The following is a 19,509-nucleotide window of genomic DNA, read 5'->3' as shown; positions in this document are numbered from 1 at the left end:
TGTGAAAGTACTCACGAATGAATAGTTCCACACATATTAGGCGCCGGGATGTTATTCGCTACCTCAAGTCACTTCGCATCCGGTGGGGTACTGAATGGATTTCGGCATCGTCACTTCCTCCCACCGAAGTCTCCGTGCCCAGTTCCGCTAGCTTACATCTTTTATAGGGAAAATACCCTCCTTTTTCACAGTAAGGAGGGTTCATGGTTCGTTATGGATGTTTGCAACCATTACACACATTATTTCAAGTTTTTCTCATGTAATGATTTAAGAACAGGTTTTGTCACAGCCTCGCTTTAATAAGGAATAAAAGTGCCCTGTAATTTCTTTTTCGCTTTTTCTAATTTTTTTATTTTCTTAAAGGTAATATAGTAAGCGATTGTCACTAAAATAAGTCGTATTTCGTGTATTTCCCCTCTTGTTCCTATTATTTTATTCATAAAATAAACCACTCCTTTCAGATTAAAGGCGCTTAAGTCATTATCTTCAAAACCTTATACATACTATTTTTTACTAAGTTTTATACTCCATATTCTCTAACAATTGATGAACACGATTCGAAATAAAATCAGGTAATGGCTGTTTAAGAGCGTTTCGAAGAATGAACGTATTTACTTGATTATACATAAAAAAATAGTGTTCAAGCCACTCTGCTTTTTCTGTTTTTTCGGGCATTAATTGATACATGATATACCAATCTTCTAAACAGCATAAGAAAATTTTTTCATCGTTGATCATTTTAACTGTAAGATGCTCTTCATTTAGAGACATCGTATAAACCCCACTAAGATGTTCTATTGCGAAATCACACATTACATCAACACCAACATCATTTACTTTGAAATGGTAAAAAGATTTTGTTCGAAAAGGAGATTTTTTTTCAACCTGTTTTTCTTCTCCTACGTTTTTTAAAAGCTCTCTACATCTTGGCATATCCTTTCTTGCTACAATTAGATCAATATCATTCGGTTTATCGATGATGTGATGTAGATAGAGTAAAAAGGAGCCTCCTAATCCCCACTGAATTTGATTTCGGTTCAAAGTTTGAGCAATCATATGTAAAGTGTTAATCATTTTCACTACTCCTTACATTTTTCAATTCAAAATCTAGACGCTTGCTTTCCTCTTTTTATACAATTGTTTAGGTTTCATAGATATAAGAACAATCGAACACAATAACAAAACGGCACCTAAAATGTTTAAAAACGTAAGCTCTACAGGGAAAAACCAGTATGAATAAATAGCCACAAGAATAGGCCCCGTTGCTCTGATTAAATTTGCCAAAGAAAAATGAATATAACGTAATGCTTCATAAAATAAAATGAGACCTAGAAATCCACTCAAAAGTGCGCCTATGAAAATAAATAACATTCCATTCACGTTGAAGCTTATGTAGGATAAATTTCCTGTCACCGACATAAAAAGGAAAATAAAGAGAATAGAAATCATATTATTATAAAACAATAGCATATTTGCACTTACTTCTTTGAGTGATATCTTCACTAATGTATTCGTTAAAGCAAAGAAAAACGTATAGAAAATCGCAACGGCTATTCCTAAATAGCTATCCATCGTAGCTCCTTTTTCTACAAATAAGAAGGTGCCAAGAATAGCTATCAATATTAAAATCATATCGAGGCGCTTCAGCTTTTCCTTTAGAATTAGTACAGCTAAAATAATCGCGAAAATCGTATAAAATCGACCTAAGAAACCAACTGTTACGGGGCTTAAATAATCAAGACTAATAAACAAACACACGAGTCCTACGGCATTTGTTAATCCAATCATCCAGATTTTTTTATTCATAATCCAGATCACTTTCTCTTTCTTAATGAGAGCGTAAATGAAACAGAACAAACCAGCAAATAAGCAATTAAGCAAAGCGGCATACAAAGGGTGAAAATAATCTAACGAGAATTTATTTAGCAACGGAGTTAAAGACATAATCATCACCGAAGCCACATTTAAGGAAATCCCTTTCTTCAATACCATCACCTCCCTAAAAAGAAATAAGATCTCAGAATACCAAACACTCAAATCAAAAGCAATATAAAATTTTCCATTTTTAAAAATTTTCAAAATAAAAAAACTAGGACCAAGCTTTAGCTCTGCCCTAGTTTTTTGCTAATTATTTTTAACATTTATTTGATCTATTTTTAATCCACTGTATGTAATACTATAACAATCTGTATATTTAATTAAATCTATAGTAGTTCCATTAAAGTATACTGTTAGCGTTTCATTAACAAATTCAGTTTTAAAAGTAATACTCTTTAAATCCTCTTCTATAGGAATAAGCCGATATTTATAAAGAGCACCATACAATTTAGGGACTGTTAGAAATAAAGAGTTATTTTTTTTGGATATTTCCATATTCATTTTAAAATTATTACTTGTCATTTTATAATGACCTTCAAAATCTAAACGGTTATTAATCATTATTTCTCGCCATGAAACAATTGGTTCAGGGTCTTCTTCACAAATGTGCTTCAGCAGTTCTTTCGTTATATTTGATACTGGAGTTATATTAAGATTACTTAAGAATATGACAGTAATTTGTTCATTTATAAATCGGTGAAAGCTACTAGTGAAACCACTTATATCACCAAAATGATGTAAACAACTTCTATTTAAGATATTTGAATTCATCCAGCCACATGAATAGTTTCCGTGATTAGGTTTAAACATTTTATATTTTAACTCTTCACTTAAAAAATCAATATTTCTTAAAGCTTTATCCCAAATATATAAATCTTCTGTAGTTGAATAGAGTCCATATGCTCCTAAAGGAAACGACATATCTGTATATTCTGCTTGAATTATATCTTCCCAGATAGAATAGCCTGAGGCACTATCCTTAATAACTCTGCTTCCATTATCACATCCAGTATTATACAATCCTAAAGGAAGAAAAACATTTTTCATCATATAATCCTCGTATGACATACCGGAAACCTTCTCTATGATAAAAGTTAGAATTGCATAATTAGAATTTGAATATTCAAATTTTGTCCCTGGCTTAAATTTTAATGGAAGGTCCTTAAATTTATTAATTAATTCAGACAAAGAAAGAGATAACCTCATATCAGTAATCCAAAAATTCGGTTGGGAGGTGTAATTTGATATACCTGTTGAATTTGTTAAACAGTGATAAATTGTTATCAATTCACCATTTGGATAATCTACTAAATAATGACTAATTTTATGATTTATATTAATGTACTTCTTTGCATGTAGTTGAAAAATGGCATATGCAGTGAATGCTTTAGAGAGTGAACCAATTCGAAATTTAGTAGTAGGTTTGTTCAATATTTTATGTTCGAGATTAGCATAACCAAACCCTTGATTTATTAATGTTTTATCATTTGATGCTATAAGAATCGACCCGTTTAAATAACCTTTACTATTATAATGCTCTAACAAATTCTCCATATTCTAAAATTCACCATCTCTCACTCTCTATAAATAATTTCATTATCCTTTTACACTTTTTAAGAAGAATATTAAATATGAAAAATGAATGATTCACAAAGAATTATCTATTAACTTTTTGATAGATTGAATAATTATGTCAGGTCGATCGTGATGAATATAATGGCCACTATCTTGAATGATTTGATACTTTCCGTTATTTGATAGATTCAATGTTTCCTTTTGAAGTTTATGCCACAGCTGCTGTGCTTCTTTCGAATAATGCATTTTTTTACCAGCAGAAAGGACAATCATCGGGATGCATAAGCGTCTTTTAGATAACTTTACTTGCTTTAAGCTTTCCATAAAGTCTTCCGTATTACCCTCATGAGTAAATTGTTTATAGTAAGCTCTTTGAAAGCTCTCTGGCATGATTGGTAAAAATCTTTCTATGTACTCCTCTGGAGTAGAATCAATGAGCAATAACCCACACACTAAAGATTCATACTTTGTAGCAAACAAACGCATATTCAATCCGCCAAATGAATGACCCACTAATAAATAAGGAGGATCTAGCTCTAGATGCTTTAATAAAGAATATAATTCTTTAACCATTTCTTCACTTGTTCGCAAACTTGATAGTCGTTTGCTTCCTCCAAGTCCAGCACGATCATAAACCATAACTTTAGAAGTCTGCGAAATCTCTTCAAGGATTAAATCCCAGGTTGACGAATCATCTCCATAGCCAGCCTCCATAACAATCGTTGGTTTCTGATGATCTTTTCCTACTATTTTCACAAAATATTGTTTTTCTTGAAATAAAATACATGGACTTCTACTCATATTTAACTCCTTAATTTCATATAAAAGACCTATTAGGATTGATAAGATACATTTATTCATTCATTTATTTAAATAAATTTAAGTTTTCCATATAAATATTATGTTGATTAGTTCATTCGTACAATCCTATAGGTAAAACCATCATAGTATAAACTATATCCCTAATGAAAGGAGAGTTTAAAATGTACAACTACAACAGACATACAAATTGTAAATGTCAGAATAAACAGCATTGTCAGTGTGGATATCCGCAGCCTAAGCCTGTGCAACAGCTACCAACCAAAACGATGCCAGCACAACAATCGCCGATCAATCAAATAACAGAACATGTCATTCAAGATGTACATGTACCAATGATTCACCCTACTCAAACAACACAAGTGAACCATACTAACTATAAATATTTCCACTCTTATCCAAACACTGTATCAGTCGTCAATTCTGTCTCAGAAGAGCACTATTGTGTATGTCCACCAAAGAATCATTGTAAGCCAAAATGGTGTTAAATATTAGATAATTTTAATCTCTCTATTAAAAAATAGCATACTTTTTATGAAATGAAGTCAGCTTAGCAAAAGCTGACTTTTTAATTTTTAGCTAGTTAGCCCGAATCAAATATAAGAAAATTCGGACTATTTAACTTCCTTCTAATTAAAGTATAATAAAGATATCACTTTATTTAATGAAAGTACAACAGAAAAGAGAACCTAAAGTATGATACTTACTATTAAGACACAAGGGGGCAACTATGGGACTTCATCTAATTAGTGATTCACTATTACTACAATCTTATCAAGAAGCAATCGATCATAATCTTGATCGTGATTTTATAAAAATTTTAGAAGAAGAGTTACTCGCTAGAGGAATTATTACGGTTAACGAGATTTCGAAGTAGTTCTATTTCTTCTGCTTTTAACTCTCTTCCTAATTTATTGACAAAAAAATGAATGAGCTTTGAGAGACTTTCATCCATAAAACTTCCACTTCCTTTTCTATGTCTCTTGATATTTACTTACATTATATTTGAATGAGTATATGGAATACAACTTATTCTTTTATTTAAAAAGGTCAGGCATCATAGCCTGACCTTTCTTTTATCTAAACATATGGACCCATGTTTGCGGTCCAACCATACCATCTACAGCAAGATTATGTGTAGCTTGATAGGACCTTACTGCCCTTTCTGTTTGAGGGCCATATATTCCATCTGCATTAACTCCAACCTTACGTTGTACAGCTCTTACATCTTCTCCTCGCATCATCGGACTTGCTATTCTTAATAAACGACTATATTTAGGTTGGTTAGAAGGGGCTTTATTTAATTCCGCCCATGTTTTAGGACCAACTATTCCGTCAACAGTTAAGCCTTTATCACGCTGAAAGGCTCTTACAGCATTTTCGGTTTCTGCCCCAAAATCATTGTCCGCACCAAACCTTGGTAAAGAATAGCCATGTGTCATTAATCGATTTTGCATTCGACCAACAGCAGCCCCATTGGAACCTCTTCTGATGGTAGGTGTTGTAACAACTTGAGTCCCTCCTGTTTTCGGTGGAGTGGGAGTCACTACAGGATTTTGTACATTTGGTTGATTTACTGCATTTTTCAAATCATCCATACGAAAATTTGGTCCTGGACAAATCGTTGGGGCTAAATCTCTATGCCCTATAATATCAGCTACACTTCGAACATTCGGACATTCAGACATGAGCCAAGCGTTTAAAGCGGCTCCTGCCTCAACTTGTGCCTCTGTCATTGCCTGTTTAGTGAAGTCTCCCTGATAACCAATTCCTAATGTCGTACTATTAAATCCACTTACATGGGCACCAACATGCCAGCCCCTACCCTGATAAATGGTACCATCAAAAGCAATCCACCAATTATAACCAATACCTGCCCATCTATTACTATCACGATGAAAAGCATGAACTTGATTAATATCCCAAGTTTGACTAGCCATATGATGTTGTACTAATTTAGTGATTCGATTTCTTTGAAGAGGGGTTAAGGTCCCATTAAACCGTAAATCCGTTTGAAGAATGGTTGGTTTATTACTCATCAATATCAGCTCCTTACTATTTTATATTAAGAAGCTGCAATATTGGTGTGGACAGGTGCTTACTATATTTATTTTCTTTACTCACTTTTTTATAAACCACCTATCCAACTTACTATTTAAAACAAAAAAAGCGCTACCTTTTAATGATAGCCCTTTCTTAAACTATTTTAACCTATACTACCGGTTCCTTTACCTTGACTTTGTTTATAAAATTCGTGAAATAATTTCATCAGAGCTCTCTTTTCAATTCTAGACACATAGCTTCTCGATATCCCTAGATCTTTTGCAATTTCTCTTTGAATTCGTTCCTCTTCTAGGTCTAATCCAAACCGCCCTACAATGACTTCTTTTTCTCTTGAATCGAGAACATGGATATACTCATATATTTGTTTCTTCTCCATTTTTGTTTGGATTACATCAACAATATCATCACTATCCTCTTGCAATACATCAATTAGGCTGATTTCATTCCCCACTATAGGTTATCTGTTTAAAAAAGAGAAAATAAAAGACCACCAAAATCCAAAGCCCCTCATTTTCCACCTCCTTAATTTTGTTATAATAAAAAAGCTAAGAAAATTTAGGAGGAGTTTCTGTTATGAAACCAGACATTGAATTACATGTACCTAGCGGGTGTGACAATGCACCAAGAAAACAAATTTTGATTGATTTTACGCTTTCATTATTTACTAATAATAGAAACTACTTGCAGGAATTTTCTGCTAGCGATGTTCTATTCACTGCAATTGGTCGTAAGATTAGCTATTCAGGAGTAGAGGAAATGGCGGATGCTTTTCAGGAATATTCCGATCATTTACAGAGATTAGATATTGAGACAGTTCTTACTCACGGCAAATACGCTTCCATTAATGGAAGAGCCCTTCTAAAAGATGGTCAATCCTTACATTTCTCAGATGTATACACATTTAGTAACGCTTCTAAGACAGGCAAAATAAAAAACATTACCTCCTATCAAATTGAGCAAGCAAAAAATTAGAAATTAAAAGAGGATTTTTAGAGGAACGAAAATGAATAATTTTGAAAAATATCAAACGTTTTTTATTTTATTAGCGATTGCGATTGGACTACTACTTGGTCAATTTGCGTTCTTTGAATCGCATGCCGAGTCTTTCATTTTACCTTTTTTATTACTTTTATTATATGGTATTTTTCTCAGCATTCCATTAAAGGGAATAAAAAAAGCACTAAAAAATAGATCATTTCTAACAACTAGTATCATCATTAATTTTATTTGGACTCCTTTTCTAGCCTGGGTTTTAGGCTATCTTTTTTTAATAAATCATCCAGCTATATGGTTGGGTTTTATTTTATTACTAGTCACTCCATGTACAGACTGGTATTTAATTTTCACCTCAACCGCAAAAGGGAATCTTGCATTATCTACAACTCTTTTACCTGTTAATCTACTTTTACAAGTTATTCTATTACCAGTCTATATATATATTTTCACACATACAATGGAGACGGTGAAAATGCCTTTTCTTCTTGAAAGCGTCATTACGGTGCTAATCGTTCCACTAGTCTTCGCAGGTCTTACTCGATTTGTTATGTTAAGAAAGCCTCAAAAGTGGCAGACCAAAATGGTATCCTTTATGATCGCTAATCAATTACTTTTTCTATGCCTAGCTATTATTGCTATGTTTGCTTCACAAAGCTCCTATCTTATGGAAAATGGACATGCTTTTTTTCTAATTCTACTACCTTTTCTTTCCTTTTATATAATTAACTTTATAATCGCTTTATTGATTGGCCATTTTTTAAAATATCGATATGAGGATACAGCAAGCTTATGTATGACGATTCTCGCTAGAAATTCACCTATTGCCTTAGCAATTGTACTAGCAGTCTTTCCTAATCAACCCTCCATTGCACTAGCTCTCATAATTGGCCCATTATTAGAGCTTCCCATTCTAGCAATTATTTCACAGCTATTACTCCATTTAAAAAGAACAAAGATTTATTAATCTTTGTTCTTCCCTAAAAAAGCCTCCGACAGGATTCGAACCCGCACTCCTTTCGTAAGCATAGGCTAAGGGCAACACGCTTCCCTACTGAATTTCACCAACAGGAATTTCACCTGTTTCAGCTCATTTTGCTTTTCGGTGCTTCTGAAACCTTTGCCTTGCGACCCAGTTGGCACAATTGTTTTCTGGCGCTCTTCCCTCCTAGAGCTACAGAGGCATTTACTCTTTTTTATATTATATACACAGGTCGTCCATAATGAAACCTTTACTTCATTGCTTTTATTGTTTAATCCTGAATCCAATTAATAAAGGTTGGCTTCGATAACTGATGTCTACTTGTAATAGAGCGATACTGTACCATACATCGTAAATAAGGCTCTACATATATATATTGTTCATCTTCATGTGTAATATAGTTAGAATAGCTTTTATACAGCAGTTTTAATGCTTGTGTCGGCATTGATTTCAATAAACCACTCACTCGTTCATTAGAAACGACTAAACCAAATTCTTTTTTTCTAATAGCAGTTAAATAAAAACAATCAGATGGTTCATTGACTAGTTGTAACCAGTCTTTACTTCTATGATTAGGATAATAATAGGAATACTTGTCCTTCAATACAATACCTTCAAGATTTTCTTTTTTTACGACATTAAAAAACAGCTCAGAATTCCCTTCTGTAAATTGAACGGGAACTAAGCAGTCATTATATTGCAATTGCTCTAAAACTTTTTTTCTATTTAATAGTTTAAGATTCGTTATGTTTTCGCCCCTATAATACAGAATATCGAAAACAACTAGTTGTATTCGAATTTCATTTTTTGTATTAAACCGTTTCATCAGCAATTCAAAATCTGGTCTACCCGATTCATCAATAGCTACTAGCTCACCATCTAAAATCGTATCGTTAGGTAGAGGAAGGCTATGTATTTCAGGAAATAGATGAGAAACATCTTGATTCTCTATAGTGTATAAAGACGTTTTATTATTAAATGTTGAGAGTATGATGCGAACACCATCAAGCTTTAACTCCGTAATATAGCTCAAGTCATCTTCTAAAGGTTGATGGATTTGATGTAAAAGCATCGGTGGAACGAACATTATAATCACCTCATAACCATTGTAAGGATAAATGAACCATGAAATCATTATGATGGTGATGGGATAGGAGGAATAAAATAGAAGTAATGAATGGTAGTAGTGCTACAATTTTTAACAAATCCATCTTTAATCTTTTAAGGTTGCCGCCCAAAACAAAAATAATATAGACACAATTCCACAAAGTATCAAAAGGATTATCGACACAGAAATAAAAATAGACGAATTCATACCTAGCATATCTCTTAAAAAACCCTCATTTAAAGCGACTAGAGCTAGACTACTAAAACCCTTTAATAAGGTCATTAATTTAATAGCATTTGTATACTGTACCTCTTTGTTATTTTCTGTTAAGTTGACATAATTTAGTTTTTGAGGATTTTTCGCTAATAGACTCAAGAAATACCAGCTGAATAAACTTAAAATCGGAAGGATGAAAAGGACATATTTTGAAATTCCCTGATCCATTTCATGTGGTTCCAAAATACTCGGAAGCTGTGACCAAACCATAAACAAATGACCACCATGATAAAATAACCCCCCCAAAAAAAGGATCATTATGATGATATTTAACACTTTGTTGTTCAATTTCATATTCCTCTCTTTTGACACTAGTATAAACGTTTAACCTACTAGCTATTAAAATGTTTAGAGTTATTAAGCAAAAGAGCTATATTTGAAACGATTGAATTAGACAATGCTCCTCATCAATAAGCTCTTGTTTTTCATTATATTGAATCGTCCATTCTTTATATAGTTTCTTCCAAAATAAAACAGCAGGTTCATTCTTTTTAAGCTGAATAACAAAATATGTTCCTTTATTTCTTTGAAATAACGGTTTAAGAGCTAGCTTTCCATTTCCTTGATTTCTATACTTATTTAATATAAACAAATCGTTAATCCCAAAATCATACTCTTTTTTTAAAAATGGACGTTCTAATAATAATAAAAACCCTATAAGATGTTCATCCCGCTTAATAAAATAAGGAGAAATTCCTTCTGTCCTCCAAAACTTATCCAAACTCTCATATTCGAACGAACCATCAGTTCCAATCTCTATTGAGGATGTGAAAGCTGATAGCTCATGTAAGTATAAAGAATATAAATTTCGTAAAATAACTTCCTCCGATTTTTTTACCTTTTTAATAGAAACTTCCATTTATTTCGTCAGTCCTTTCTTTTTAAGAGCCATCCAATAAAATATGATTTAAGTAAAAAATTGTACAATAGCTTTTCTCAAGACTAAAAATAAATCTAGGAAAAAGGATGAGCTTTCGATTTTGTCAAATCGTTCATCAAATTTATCGATCATTACCTTATCATTTTCAAGCACATAATCTCCTTTAATAGGCTCTTCAAATGTAAATTGGATACGAATAGATTTTGCTCTCTCAAAATCATGTGTATTCATTATTTGATAGTGGATGTGGGGTTCTGAAGAGTTTCCACTATTACCACATTTAGCAATGAACTGTCCTTTAGATACAGAGTCGCCTTCAGCAACCATGATCGAGTTTCTTTTTAAATGCGCGATCATACTATACTCCTGATTAGCATGCTTTATAATGATAAAGTTTCCCGCTGGTTTCTCCTTATTAAAAAGGCCTGGAACATTATCCTTTATTCCATCTTGAATGTTAACGACTGTTCCATCAAATGGGGCGACAATCTCTTGGTCAAATGCGTAGTAATCCTTATTTCTTAGACCTTTATGATTAAAAGTGCTTCCTCTATTCACTTTTACTAAATCGTAAGCATATCTTTGATTCTCTAATTCATAATGGTAATTAATAAATTCGTTTGTTCCACCCCAAAAAACATACCATTGGCTGTTTATAGGCATGTTATAATGATTTTTTGTCAAAATACTATCTGATGACTCACCCTCACTAAATGGCTTTAAATAAAGACTAACAATATGATTCTTTTTATTAAAAGATACGCTAATAGCTTTTTCCTTTTTATCATCTATCCAAACAAATTGCTTGGTTTCTCTTAAGCTCTCTGTACTTACGAATAACGTGTATTTTTCTACATCTTCATTAAAAGACCTTGCTAGATTAATAAAGTGATCGAAAGCAATCATTTTTTTAAAATCTTCACTACAGTTACGATAGATGACCTCATATTTTTCATCAATCCAAAGTTCTATAAAGTTGTCTGGATTGACTTCGTTTTTCGCCATAATATCCTCCCCACTCTTTTATGAGCTCCCTCTCCACTTCAAGGTAAAAACTAGAGCAATGAACGTTTAAATTTCTGCAATCCTTCATTTATTTGTTATACGGTGTGAACCAAAACTAAGTTTCAATATTTCTCATTCTGTCTTTGAGTATTATTGATTGTTTTTGCTATTTTCCATGCATAAACGAATGAACCTTTCTACTATAGGAGAAGGCTTTTCTCCCTTACGAGTGCAAATTGCAATAATATTTTTCACGGGTGCGATATCAACAAAAACTCTAGCAAGCTGACCTGTATCCACATAATTCTTTACAACTAATGAAGATACAAAGTTAACACCATACCCTGTCATAACAGATCGAATTGCTTCATTTAAACCGTTAAACTGCAAGGCTATTTTTGGTGGTGAAACCCTATATGTTTGACATAAAGAAATGAGCCTTTCTCTTGTTGAGCTTCCTGCCTCTCTCATTATGAAAGGCTCCTTTATAACATCCTCAAGTGATACGGAACAATTTGCTAACCTATGCTGTGGAGATACGACAAACCAAATTTCATCCTGAAAAAGATGCCGCCATTCTACCTCTTCCCTCTGTCCCTCCAATCCGCCTGCATACATTGCCATATCAGCCTTAAAGTGAATCAAATCATGAAAGGCGTCCTGTGAATTTCTTGTCGTTATACTTATTTCAACTTCTTCATTTTCTGCTTTGAATGCAGCTGTCCATTGAGGTATTAAGAAATTGGCAGGCAAATAGGTAGCTGTAATACGAAGTCTACCTTTTTTCGCCAATTGATAGTCCTGTACAAATTGTTCTAACTGTTTTTCATGAGCAAAAAACAATTCTGCTCTTTCCGCAAGTTCTTCACCAAAAGGGGTTAGGGTCCATTTTCTACTATTTTTATGAAACAAAGGAATATCCAGCTCTCCTTCAAATTTCTTTATTTGGCTTGAAACAGCCGGCTGACTTATATGTAAAATGTCCGCAGCCTTAGTAAAGCTACTTGTTTTAGCTACATAATGGAACAATCTTAGTCCATGAAGATTCATTGTATCACCTATCATAAATTTTATTTATATAAATATAAAAAACATATATTTTATTTATCTTAAATGATACTTTAAAATAAATATATAATCCAATAAGGAGTTGGTTACATGAGAAACGATCATACTTGGAGCTCAGTTGAACAGTTTTTTACGGAAAAGCTTCAGCCAGAAAGTAAAAATTTGAAGTATGTAAGAAAGAATAATCAAAGAAATGGACTTCCTGAGATTGATGTCACTCCTCCACAAGGAAAATTCATCGCGATGCTCGCACAGCTTAAAGAAGCAAAAAATATCCTTGAAATTGGAACACTTGGCGGCTACAGCACAATATGGTTGGCCGAAACACTACCTCAAGACGGCAAATTAGTTACACTAGAAGTAGACCCCACTCATGTTAAAACAGCTCAAAAAAATATAAACACAGCAGGGTTAGAGGACAAAATTACAATTATAGAAGGAAGCGCATTAGAAACCTTGCCAACCTTAAAGGAAAGAGGCTTTAGTGATTTTGATTTTATTTTCATTGATGCAGACAAACCTAATAACCCACGCTATATAGAATGGGCGCTTGCATTAGCTAAAAAAGGAGCAATCATTATTTCAGATAATGTTGTTCGTGACGGCGAAGTAATCAATAAAAACAGTACAGATGAAAGGGTGATTGGAGTCAGAAAGTTTGTTGACATCCTTTCCGAAGATCAACGTGCCGATTCCGTCGCTCTTCAAACGGTTGGCGAAAAAGGATATGACGGCTTCGTCCTGACAATTGTTCAATAAGCAAGGGTAAGCTTAAAAGAACTCAAAAAGAGTTGGATAGATTAACTTTAAATCATCCAACTCTTCTTATCGTTATATTTTCTTTATGGAGCTATAAGAAGAACAATGAAAATCCTACCTTCGCAAAGTGAAGGCTTTCGCTAGCATCATTCTTTTTTCCAACTCGGGATTTTAATAATTGTCCAAGTATTCTTTTTTACTCCTCATCTTGATTCAATCTTTCTTGCTGCTTTGTGTTCAAAGAGTTCCATGCATTCCAACCTGCTAAATGAAAAGAATTTAAAAGCTGCTGTGATTCTTTCTCAGTGACATATTCTGGACTAACAACATGAACGACCGTATGTTCAAAATGAAAGGTAGCTTCATACTTATCCTTTGTCATTCAATCACCTCAGAATAGTATATGAGCTCCTAAGTAAGGGACTGCCCTAGTTTACAAAACATCACAAAATAAAATTAGTATTGATTCCCTCGGAAGCCTAATAGAATAAGAGTTAAGTTTCATCCGACAAAACAAAAGCCGGTAACTTTCCAATAAGTTAACCAGCTTTTTTATATCATAACAACCTAATCAAACCGAGAATCTAAAATGAGTCGAGGAGGCTTTCCCATTCACTTAAATACATCATTTTCTTTATACCAGTTGAATTTGCTATTTTACAAATAAATTCTAAGCTGTTTCCATCGGGGTCATTAAAATGTATTTTCGCATGTGCATACTCTTTTTGAGCAATTACAAAGGGTTCGATAGGCAAGAAACCAAAAGCTTCTCTTGGCTCATACCCTTTATCCTTCAACCATGCTACAGAATTCTTCAAGTCTTCTAATGATACTTGAAAGGCAATATGTCTGATAGACGGATGATACTCTAACTCCACCTTATCCGTTTGCCATAACCCTAACCAGCTTTTATCCTTCTCAATCCATAAAAAAGCTAATTTGTTATCCACAACATGGTCTAATGTTAATCCTAATTGCTGATAAAATGAAATCGATTGTTCTAAATTACTTACTGGTAAATGAGCCTCATATAGTCCTTTAATCATTGTTTATAACCTCCAGAAGTTCTTTTGTTAAGGTAAGAATAACATCTATATCCATTATTTTAACTAGATAGTAGACTGACTTTTTCTACGACTTTTGATGTATCATTTAAACTATTTTATAAATTAAACTACACCTGAATCCATTTCATCATTCCTATCTTATAATGAAAACCGAGCGATTTGGTTTTTAATTTTCACTTTAGTTAGATGCTTTCCCAAGGGCTTGTCTTCAGCTAACTCCGACTACGCAGAGCTTCGTCAGAGTGGGTCTTCAGCTAACTCCGACTACGCAGAGCTTCGTCAGAGTGGGTCTTCAGACTGCGCTGGTCCTTTGGGAGTCACTACCTTCCGTTTCAATCAACAAGTTAATGAACAAACGTTTAAAACATTTTTTTAAGAAACGTTCGATTTTATTCGTTTATAGAGCAATGATGAAATTCACTCAGCTTTTATCAAAATTTTTATAAAATAAACAGATTCTACTTATTCGTCTATCTAATCGTGTTTCTAACGATGAAATCAAAACCACCAGTGTGAACTGGTGGTTTACTCTGCGGCTGAAAGCCTCTTTTACCGGCCTCGGCTTTAAAAGCCCACTGAAAGGGTTTCCCTTTTGCACCACATTCACTCACCAATTCTAAAGAATCTCTTTATTTCTTTTTATTTTTTTCTCCTGTGAATGGATCAAACTCTTCGAACAATGTTAACTGATCACCTCGGTAATCCTCTACTAGCTGATTTCGAATGTATTCTTGTATTTTCTTTTTGTTTCGGCCTACTGTATCAACGTAGAAGCCACGGCACCAAAATTTTCGGTTTCCATATCGATACTTTAAATCGGCATGTCTATCGAAGATCATGAGACTGCTCTTTCCTTTTAAGTAACCCATAAATTGAGATACGCTTCATTTCGGAGGAATACTTACTAACATATGAATGTGGTCGGGACAAGCATTGGCTTCATGAATGACAACACGACCGTCAACACTCACTTTGCATAACCCCGGTACGCCATTGATACAGGAGGTAGGCGTGTCTACTTCTGTATCATTAGCTTATATTTTTTTAGTTTTATTTCTCCCCCACTTATGCGATATTTTATCGTTATTTTAATTAACTACAAACTACATTTTTACCAAAATTTTCATAATAATAGAAGGATAATAACATTTTTGTAGAATTAGGTATTAACTAATTGAATTTTAATTTACTGAAAGGAGGGAAGCATAGGACACTTAAATTTGGTTAGTACACTATTATAATGAGGTGCTTAATTTGATTAAACTATTTAAGATTTTCATTGCTTCAATTGCTTTATTCCTATTTACTTTCCTATTAACAGGAACAGCTTCTGCGAATAATTCAGATATAACAGAAATTCCTCTTGCTACACCAGAAAGTTATATTCATTACTTAGAAAACTATGATTACGAAGAAGCAATAAATTTAGGTATTGATAAATCGTCTGCGAAAGAGGCAGTAGAACAATCAAAAATCACATTAAAGGAATTTAAAAATTTAAATACTGATGACCAATTATTATTTTTAGAATACATGAATAATCCCCAAGAAATGATTGAGAACTCTATCGAAGGAAACGATCCTAATTTAGAATACGTTGAAGAGGAAACAATAATAAACGATAGTCCAATTAGTCTTTTTTCTACAAGTAGAACTGTTGCACATCAAGGTCAATTGAAACTTTTAGGTATCACAAGGCAAACTTATAAGATTGAAGGTAAGTATGAATATAACAATAGAGGTGCGAGTAAAGTATTAAGTAATAGAGCATGGTTTCTTGGAGTGTAAATCCAACTGTAACTCATTCTAAAATTCATGACACAGGTTATATTTCTGGTGGCCAATATTATGGTGAAGGTAGCTTTGCATATAAAATTGGTGTTATAGGAACTGGATGGGGAGCACAACTAGGAACTGTTGAAATTAGAGTTAGAGGAGACCAAAGTGGCAAGAAAAGTGGTAGTTTCTGGACAGCTGCTGGACCAAATTAAATATAAGTGTACAATAGACTTGTATTTAGAAATTTAACGAGTTAAAAAGGAGGAAGTAGCAGTTTGTCTAAAACTATGAAAATTATCTTTATTATTATAGGGATATTATTGGTATTTGTTATAATTGGTGTTGCAGGGTTATTTAACCCTGTAAGCCAATAACTAACCTTCCAATGAGACAGAAAACGCTAAAATTAAAGATCTATAGGTAAAGAAAAAGCCGGACTATTAATCGAAATTCTTCTTTAAGGAATCGATTTAGTTCAGATTTTCTTTTTTCTAAAAATCTCTTAGACTATAATTTATCCTCTTTAGAATTGTTTAGTTATTTCTCATCTTTTTACTAGTTTATAAAATAACATTATGATATAAAACACATTTTATACCATTCCTAACTCAGCATCAATTGTAAAAATAGCTACTTTCTTTATATGATAGTACTTGCCAGACCACTGCTAATAACCGTAATCGTTCAGTGTCCTCCAGATGACTGGTAGAACTTTAATTTGTTAATTTTAATTTGCCCACGTATTCATTATGTTTATTTAAATAATCATTTAACAGTTTATCGAGTGCATTTGTTTGATTCATAAGAAAATCCATGTTTGCTTCAAAGAAATCATCCCAAGTTTCTTCATCACAAAAACGAGAAAAATGCTTCAAATCACCTAATATTTCACAAAAATTAATAACCAAAGCAATTGGAATATATTCAATATTTAAACTTTCCAAAACATCTATTTCACGTTCTACATTTAACTTCAGTTGTGATATATGACCATCATAATTACTTGCTTTGAATTCTTTCAAAGAATATATTATTTTTTTAAAAGACGGAGATATCAAGGAAAAAGTTCTTACCTCCATAAGATATCTATTTTTTTATCGCGTTTTTCTTGGTTTTTAAATCTTTGATTTTCAACTAACCAACTACTTACGAGCGCTATGATCGCCCCCAAAATTACAGCTAATGGATTAGCCAAATCTATATTACTTAAATCCAACTTAAAACTCCTCCCCCTCATCAAATTTAACCCTTTTTACCTTCCCCTGATGTGTGACAACTCTAGTCTCACCATGGTCAGGTAATTTAGCTAACCTAGCTTTACCATCACTAATAACAATCACACATGGACTATCTAACTCCATAAGTCCTAAATCCATTTCACCATATTGATGGTTTATTTCTACATTTTTCAAGCGCATGTGCAGTCCCTCCCGAATGTGATATAATAAGGTTGGTAGACGTTCAGAGAGGGACGTTTTTTTATTTCTCCTTTAACTTCATCGGTTCATACTGTAACCGCTGCAGTATCCTGTTCATTCGATGACAATGGTGACAGCTGACATGAGATGCAATCGAAAAAACTTCTCTTTAAATGTCGTCATAAATAACGTGATGCATACCGCAATATCCACAAAACATCATATAAGAGTTTTTCATTATCAACCCACCTATTTAAAGATTTCAACGCGCGGTGTGTACGTACTGCGAAATTACACCATAGAAAATTCTCTAACCTCTTCTTTGAAAAACATTACCTTATGAAGACCTCCTAATTTTGGTGATAAATTGAATTGCAGCAGGTACGTTTTAGGCGACTCCATAATTAGTTGTCCCACCATGTAAAAACTGTCATTTATAACTTCAAAATATTTTTCGTTCATTTTAACTCCCCCTCTTTTCAATTTCAAGAGCCTTACTTGCTAAAATAAGAGCTTTTGTTCTTAATCTTCCCGCTTTATCATAATCGCCTTTTAAAGAAGCTTTTTTTGACCTAGTTTCCCAAATTCCTGCTCTGTTTAGTAACTTTTCGACTTCTCTATTGAAAAACTCACTCCTTAACAGTTTCCCTCAACACTTCACTTAGATTTGATAATAAACATGTTACCGATACCACCAATACGAAAGCCTTCATCGACTTCAAACCAGCGTTTATCGCCAATTTGTTTGATAATTCCTTGATAATGGACACCGCGGGGAGAAAATAGAATAGCTCTATCTCCGATATTAATCTCGTTCCCTAAAATATCTGTATTTGGGATATGTTGAGTAGCTTGATTCATAGTTATCATTCCTTCTCTAGCCTTTCGCATCAAATTTTTCACTAGAAACAAGATTTTTTTTGAACATCGAGCGAGGTCTTACCCACATCTGACCATTTAAATCTTCATCGACAGCCATTTCTTCTTCCGGTTCGGAATGTTTTGCGATACCGTTCAGCTTATTAATACGCCCTTTATAATTTTTATAAGTTTTCATTTTTCACTCTTTCTAATCGGAACAATTACAAAAGTATAATCGCTTGATCTGAAAGACAGTTTTAAAACTCCGATAAAATTTTCCGCTTCATCTTCCAATGTAAATAGTTCTTCAACTTCCCACCTGGCGCCATCACTTTTACTTCCAATCTCGATTCTAAACATCTAATTTCCCCTCTTACCCATTTCCAACTAAATCACCCTGGTCCAACGTTGCTACATAACCACGTTGCTGCAAAATTTTATGAATAAACAATCTCCCTTCTTGAGTCCAATGAGTGTTCATTCTTACACTCATTGTCCCGTCCGACCGTTCGATATCAACTGTATAAGATTTAGTGTAACCTTTATCGTGATAAGCCGATTTAAGGAGCCATTGACCGCGATGTTTAAACTGGATGCCTTCCTCTTTTAAAATTTGATTCAGACTCCTCGCTGACATGCCATAATCCTTGGCAATTTGTGTTGTAGTGACCGTATTTTTTGATTTCAATTTTTCATCTACATAATTTGCCTTCTCTTCGTAGAGCGCTGCACGTTGTTCGAGCAGCTGAACCTTTTGCTGTTCTTCAATCCACCGTTTGGCACGCTCAACTGGATCCTCAATCATGTAAGAAGGTTGAAACTCGAAATGCCCTGTCTTTCTAATCGTTGGCAAGACTTCATCCGTAAACGCTTCTGCTTCTTCCTTTTCACTACGAAAGATTAATTTGTATAAACCAGCTTCATTCACAACCGAAACAATCTGCTTTCCACTGTAAACGTCAAGCTTTGTATGTACA

The 19,509-nt window shown here is 33.5% G+C and carries 28 protein-coding genes and 2 pseudogenes; 7 read left to right on the top strand and 23 right to left on the bottom strand.

The genetic code is table 11. The features are described 5' to 3' along the window. Window positions 1–296 precede the first annotated feature (296 nt). The 5 genes from AZF04_RS21395 to AZF04_RS08130 form a co-directional block, all read right to left on the bottom strand. Window positions 297–440: a hypothetical protein gene (locus AZF04_RS21395; RefSeq protein WP_169802516.1), complete on the bottom strand. Its 144-nt coding sequence runs from the start codon at window positions 438–440 to the stop codon at window positions 297–299. Between the two features lie 73 nt (window positions 441–513). Then, window positions 514–1,074 carry a hypothetical protein gene (locus AZF04_RS08145; RefSeq protein ID WP_061948306.1) on the bottom strand — a complete coding sequence of 187 codons (561 nt, stop codon included), beginning with the start codon at window positions 1,072–1,074 and terminating at the stop codon, window positions 514–516. A gap of 33 nt (window positions 1,075–1,107) precedes the next feature. Beyond that, window positions 1,108–1,986, bottom strand: a complete 879-nt coding sequence (locus AZF04_RS08140) for a DMT family transporter (protein ID WP_061948305.1) — start codon at window positions 1,984–1,986, stop codon at window positions 1,108–1,110. A gap of 138 nt (window positions 1,987–2,124) precedes the next feature. Further along, a complete protein-coding gene (locus AZF04_RS08135) occupies window positions 2,125–3,432 on the bottom strand; it encodes a serine hydrolase domain-containing protein (protein ID WP_061948304.1) in 1,308 nt (435 codons plus the stop codon). Window positions 3,433–3,525: 93 nt separating this feature from the next. Then, a complete protein-coding gene (locus tag AZF04_RS08130) occupies window positions 3,526–4,254 on the bottom strand; it encodes an alpha/beta fold hydrolase (protein WP_061948303.1) in 729 nt (242 codons plus the stop codon). 182 nt (window positions 4,255–4,436) lie between these two features. On the opposite strand from AZF04_RS08130, the gene AZF04_RS08125 reads away from it, so the two are divergent. Together AZF04_RS08125 and sda are read left to right on the top strand one after the other, a co-directional pair. Continuing rightward, on the top strand, window positions 4,437–4,760 hold the full coding sequence (locus AZF04_RS08125; RefSeq protein ID WP_235599948.1) for a CotD family spore coat protein: 324 nt from the start codon (window positions 4,437–4,439) through the stop codon (window positions 4,758–4,760). Window positions 4,761–5,002: 242 nt separating this feature from the next. Beyond that, window positions 5,003–5,149 (top strand): sporulation histidine kinase inhibitor Sda, encoded by a 147-nt coding sequence (sda, locus tag AZF04_RS20630; RefSeq protein ID WP_082795310.1) that lies wholly within the window; start codon window positions 5,003–5,005, stop codon window positions 5,147–5,149. A gap of 199 nt (window positions 5,150–5,348) precedes the next feature. On the opposite strand, the gene AZF04_RS08120 is transcribed toward sda, so the two are convergent. Together AZF04_RS08120 and AZF04_RS08115 are read right to left on the bottom strand one after the other, a co-directional pair. Further along, complete coding sequence (locus tag AZF04_RS08120; RefSeq protein ID WP_061948302.1) at window positions 5,349–6,311, bottom strand: peptidoglycan recognition protein family protein; 963 nt, start codon at window positions 6,309–6,311, stop codon at window positions 5,349–5,351. Between the two features lie 167 nt (window positions 6,312–6,478). Further along, a pseudogene (locus AZF04_RS08115) lies at window positions 6,479–6,784 on the bottom strand (sigma factor-like helix-turn-helix DNA-binding protein); the annotation flags it as partial. A gap of 125 nt (window positions 6,785–6,909) precedes the next feature. On the opposite strand from AZF04_RS08115, the gene AZF04_RS08110 reads away from it, so the two are divergent. After that, the gene (locus tag AZF04_RS08110; protein WP_061948301.1) at window positions 6,910–7,308 is read left to right on the top strand and encodes a hypothetical protein; all 399 of its coding nucleotides are present in this window, start codon (window positions 6,910–6,912) and stop codon (window positions 7,306–7,308) included. A 31-nt stretch (window positions 7,309–7,339) separates the two neighbouring features. After that, window positions 7,340–8,296 (top strand): arsenic resistance protein, encoded by a 957-nt coding sequence (locus AZF04_RS08105; protein ID WP_061948300.1) that lies wholly within the window; start codon window positions 7,340–7,342, stop codon window positions 8,294–8,296. A 286-nt stretch (window positions 8,297–8,582) separates the two neighbouring features. Here the strand turns inward: AZF04_RS08105 and AZF04_RS08100 are convergent, their stop codons facing one another. From AZF04_RS08100 to AZF04_RS08080, 5 genes are all read right to left on the bottom strand, one after another. Next, the gene (locus tag AZF04_RS08100; RefSeq protein ID WP_061948299.1) at window positions 8,583–9,398 is read right to left on the bottom strand and encodes an ATP-dependent DNA ligase; all 816 of its coding nucleotides are present in this window, start codon (window positions 9,396–9,398) and stop codon (window positions 8,583–8,585) included. A gap of 126 nt (window positions 9,399–9,524) precedes the next feature. After that, the gene (locus tag AZF04_RS08095) at window positions 9,525–9,983 is read right to left on the bottom strand and encodes a hypothetical protein (protein WP_153017237.1); all 459 of its coding nucleotides are present in this window, start codon (window positions 9,981–9,983) and stop codon (window positions 9,525–9,527) included. Window positions 9,984–10,065: 82 nt separating this feature from the next. After that, window positions 10,066–10,554, bottom strand: a complete 489-nt coding sequence (locus AZF04_RS08090; RefSeq protein WP_045485601.1) for a GNAT family N-acetyltransferase — start codon at window positions 10,552–10,554, stop codon at window positions 10,066–10,068. A 48-nt stretch (window positions 10,555–10,602) separates the two neighbouring features. Then, a complete protein-coding gene (locus tag AZF04_RS08085) occupies window positions 10,603–11,580 on the bottom strand; it encodes a M23 family metallopeptidase (RefSeq protein ID WP_061948297.1) in 978 nt (325 codons plus the stop codon). A gap of 150 nt (window positions 11,581–11,730) precedes the next feature. Continuing rightward, complete coding sequence (locus tag AZF04_RS08080) at window positions 11,731–12,630, bottom strand: LysR family transcriptional regulator (protein ID WP_061948296.1); 900 nt, start codon at window positions 12,628–12,630, stop codon at window positions 11,731–11,733. A 108-nt stretch (window positions 12,631–12,738) separates the two neighbouring features. Here AZF04_RS08080 and AZF04_RS08075 point away from each other — a divergent pair, with 108 nt between their 5' ends. Next, a complete protein-coding gene (locus tag AZF04_RS08075) occupies window positions 12,739–13,407 on the top strand; it encodes an O-methyltransferase (protein ID WP_061948295.1) in 669 nt (222 codons plus the stop codon). Between the two features lie 196 nt (window positions 13,408–13,603). On the opposite strand, the gene AZF04_RS08070 is transcribed toward AZF04_RS08075, so the two are convergent. From AZF04_RS08070 to tnpA, 3 genes and pseudogenes are all read right to left on the bottom strand, one after another. After that, the gene (locus AZF04_RS08070; RefSeq protein ID WP_061948294.1) at window positions 13,604–13,789 is read right to left on the bottom strand and encodes a hypothetical protein; all 186 of its coding nucleotides are present in this window, start codon (window positions 13,787–13,789) and stop codon (window positions 13,604–13,606) included. 202 nt (window positions 13,790–13,991) lie between these two features. Next, the gene (locus tag AZF04_RS08065; RefSeq protein ID WP_061948293.1) at window positions 13,992–14,453 is read right to left on the bottom strand and encodes a VOC family protein; all 462 of its coding nucleotides are present in this window, start codon (window positions 14,451–14,453) and stop codon (window positions 13,992–13,994) included. Window positions 14,454–15,103: 650 nt separating this feature from the next. Beyond that, window positions 15,104–15,427: pseudogene (gene tnpA, locus AZF04_RS08060) on the bottom strand (IS200/IS605 family transposase); the annotation flags it as partial. 301 nt (window positions 15,428–15,728) lie between these two features. Between tnpA and AZF04_RS08055 the strand changes: the two are divergent. Together AZF04_RS08055 and AZF04_RS08050 are read left to right on the top strand one after the other, a co-directional pair. Continuing rightward, the gene (locus AZF04_RS08055) at window positions 15,729–16,262 is read left to right on the top strand and encodes a hypothetical protein (RefSeq protein ID WP_061948292.1); all 534 of its coding nucleotides are present in this window, start codon (window positions 15,729–15,731) and stop codon (window positions 16,260–16,262) included. Continuing rightward, window positions 16,244–16,465, top strand: coding sequence for a hypothetical protein (locus AZF04_RS08050; protein WP_061948291.1), 222 nt, complete (start codon window positions 16,244–16,246; stop codon window positions 16,463–16,465). Before AZF04_RS08055 ends, AZF04_RS08050 begins: the two co-directional genes overlap by 19 nt. 501 nt (window positions 16,466–16,966) lie before the next feature. On the opposite strand, the gene AZF04_RS08045 is transcribed toward AZF04_RS08050, so the two are convergent. The 8 genes from AZF04_RS08045 to AZF04_RS08025 all read right to left on the bottom strand — a co-directional run bounded on the left by AZF04_RS08045 (window position 16,967) and on the right by AZF04_RS08025 (window position 19,472). Then, window positions 16,967–17,332 (bottom strand): hypothetical protein, encoded by a 366-nt coding sequence (locus AZF04_RS08045; RefSeq protein WP_153017235.1) that lies wholly within the window; start codon window positions 17,330–17,332, stop codon window positions 16,967–16,969. Next, window positions 17,323–17,469: a hypothetical protein gene (locus AZF04_RS21175; RefSeq protein WP_156479517.1), complete on the bottom strand. Its 147-nt coding sequence runs from the start codon at window positions 17,467–17,469 to the stop codon at window positions 17,323–17,325. The genes AZF04_RS08045 and AZF04_RS21175 overlap by 10 nt, the downstream gene beginning before the upstream one ends. A 1-nt stretch (window position 17,470) precedes the next feature. Further along, a complete protein-coding gene (locus tag AZF04_RS08040) occupies window positions 17,471–17,671 on the bottom strand; it encodes an XtrA/YqaO family protein (RefSeq protein ID WP_061948289.1) in 201 nt (66 codons plus the stop codon). 291 nt (window positions 17,672–17,962) lie between these two features. Then, the gene (locus AZF04_RS21170; RefSeq protein WP_156479518.1) at window positions 17,963–18,133 is read right to left on the bottom strand and encodes a hypothetical protein; all 171 of its coding nucleotides are present in this window, start codon (window positions 18,131–18,133) and stop codon (window positions 17,963–17,965) included. A gap of 195 nt (window positions 18,134–18,328) precedes the next feature. Then, window positions 18,329–18,532, bottom strand: a complete 204-nt coding sequence (locus tag AZF04_RS08035) for a hypothetical protein (RefSeq protein WP_061948288.1) — start codon at window positions 18,530–18,532, stop codon at window positions 18,329–18,331. A gap of 16 nt (window positions 18,533–18,548) precedes the next feature. Further along, on the bottom strand, window positions 18,549–18,728 hold the full coding sequence (locus AZF04_RS08030; RefSeq protein WP_061948287.1) for a DUF1653 domain-containing protein: 180 nt from the start codon (window positions 18,726–18,728) through the stop codon (window positions 18,549–18,551). After that, window positions 18,725–18,892 carry a hypothetical protein gene (locus tag AZF04_RS21165; RefSeq protein WP_156479519.1) on the bottom strand — a complete coding sequence of 56 codons (168 nt, stop codon included), beginning with the start codon at window positions 18,890–18,892 and terminating at the stop codon, window positions 18,725–18,727. The genes AZF04_RS08030 and AZF04_RS21165 overlap by 4 nt, the downstream gene beginning before the upstream one ends. Before the next feature lie 13 nt (window positions 18,893–18,905). Continuing rightward, a complete protein-coding gene (locus AZF04_RS08025) occupies window positions 18,906–19,472 on the bottom strand; it encodes a phage antirepressor (RefSeq protein ID WP_268753421.1) in 567 nt (188 codons plus the stop codon). Between the last annotated feature and the right edge of the window lie 37 nt (window positions 19,473–19,509).

Source organism: Alkalihalobacillus trypoxylicola (assembly GCF_001590785.1).
GTDB classification, from domain to species: domain Bacteria; phylum Bacillota; class Bacilli; order Bacillales; family Bacillaceae_D; genus Alkalihalobacillus; species Alkalihalobacillus trypoxylicola.
This window is presented reverse-complemented; position numbering and strand designations above follow the sequence as displayed.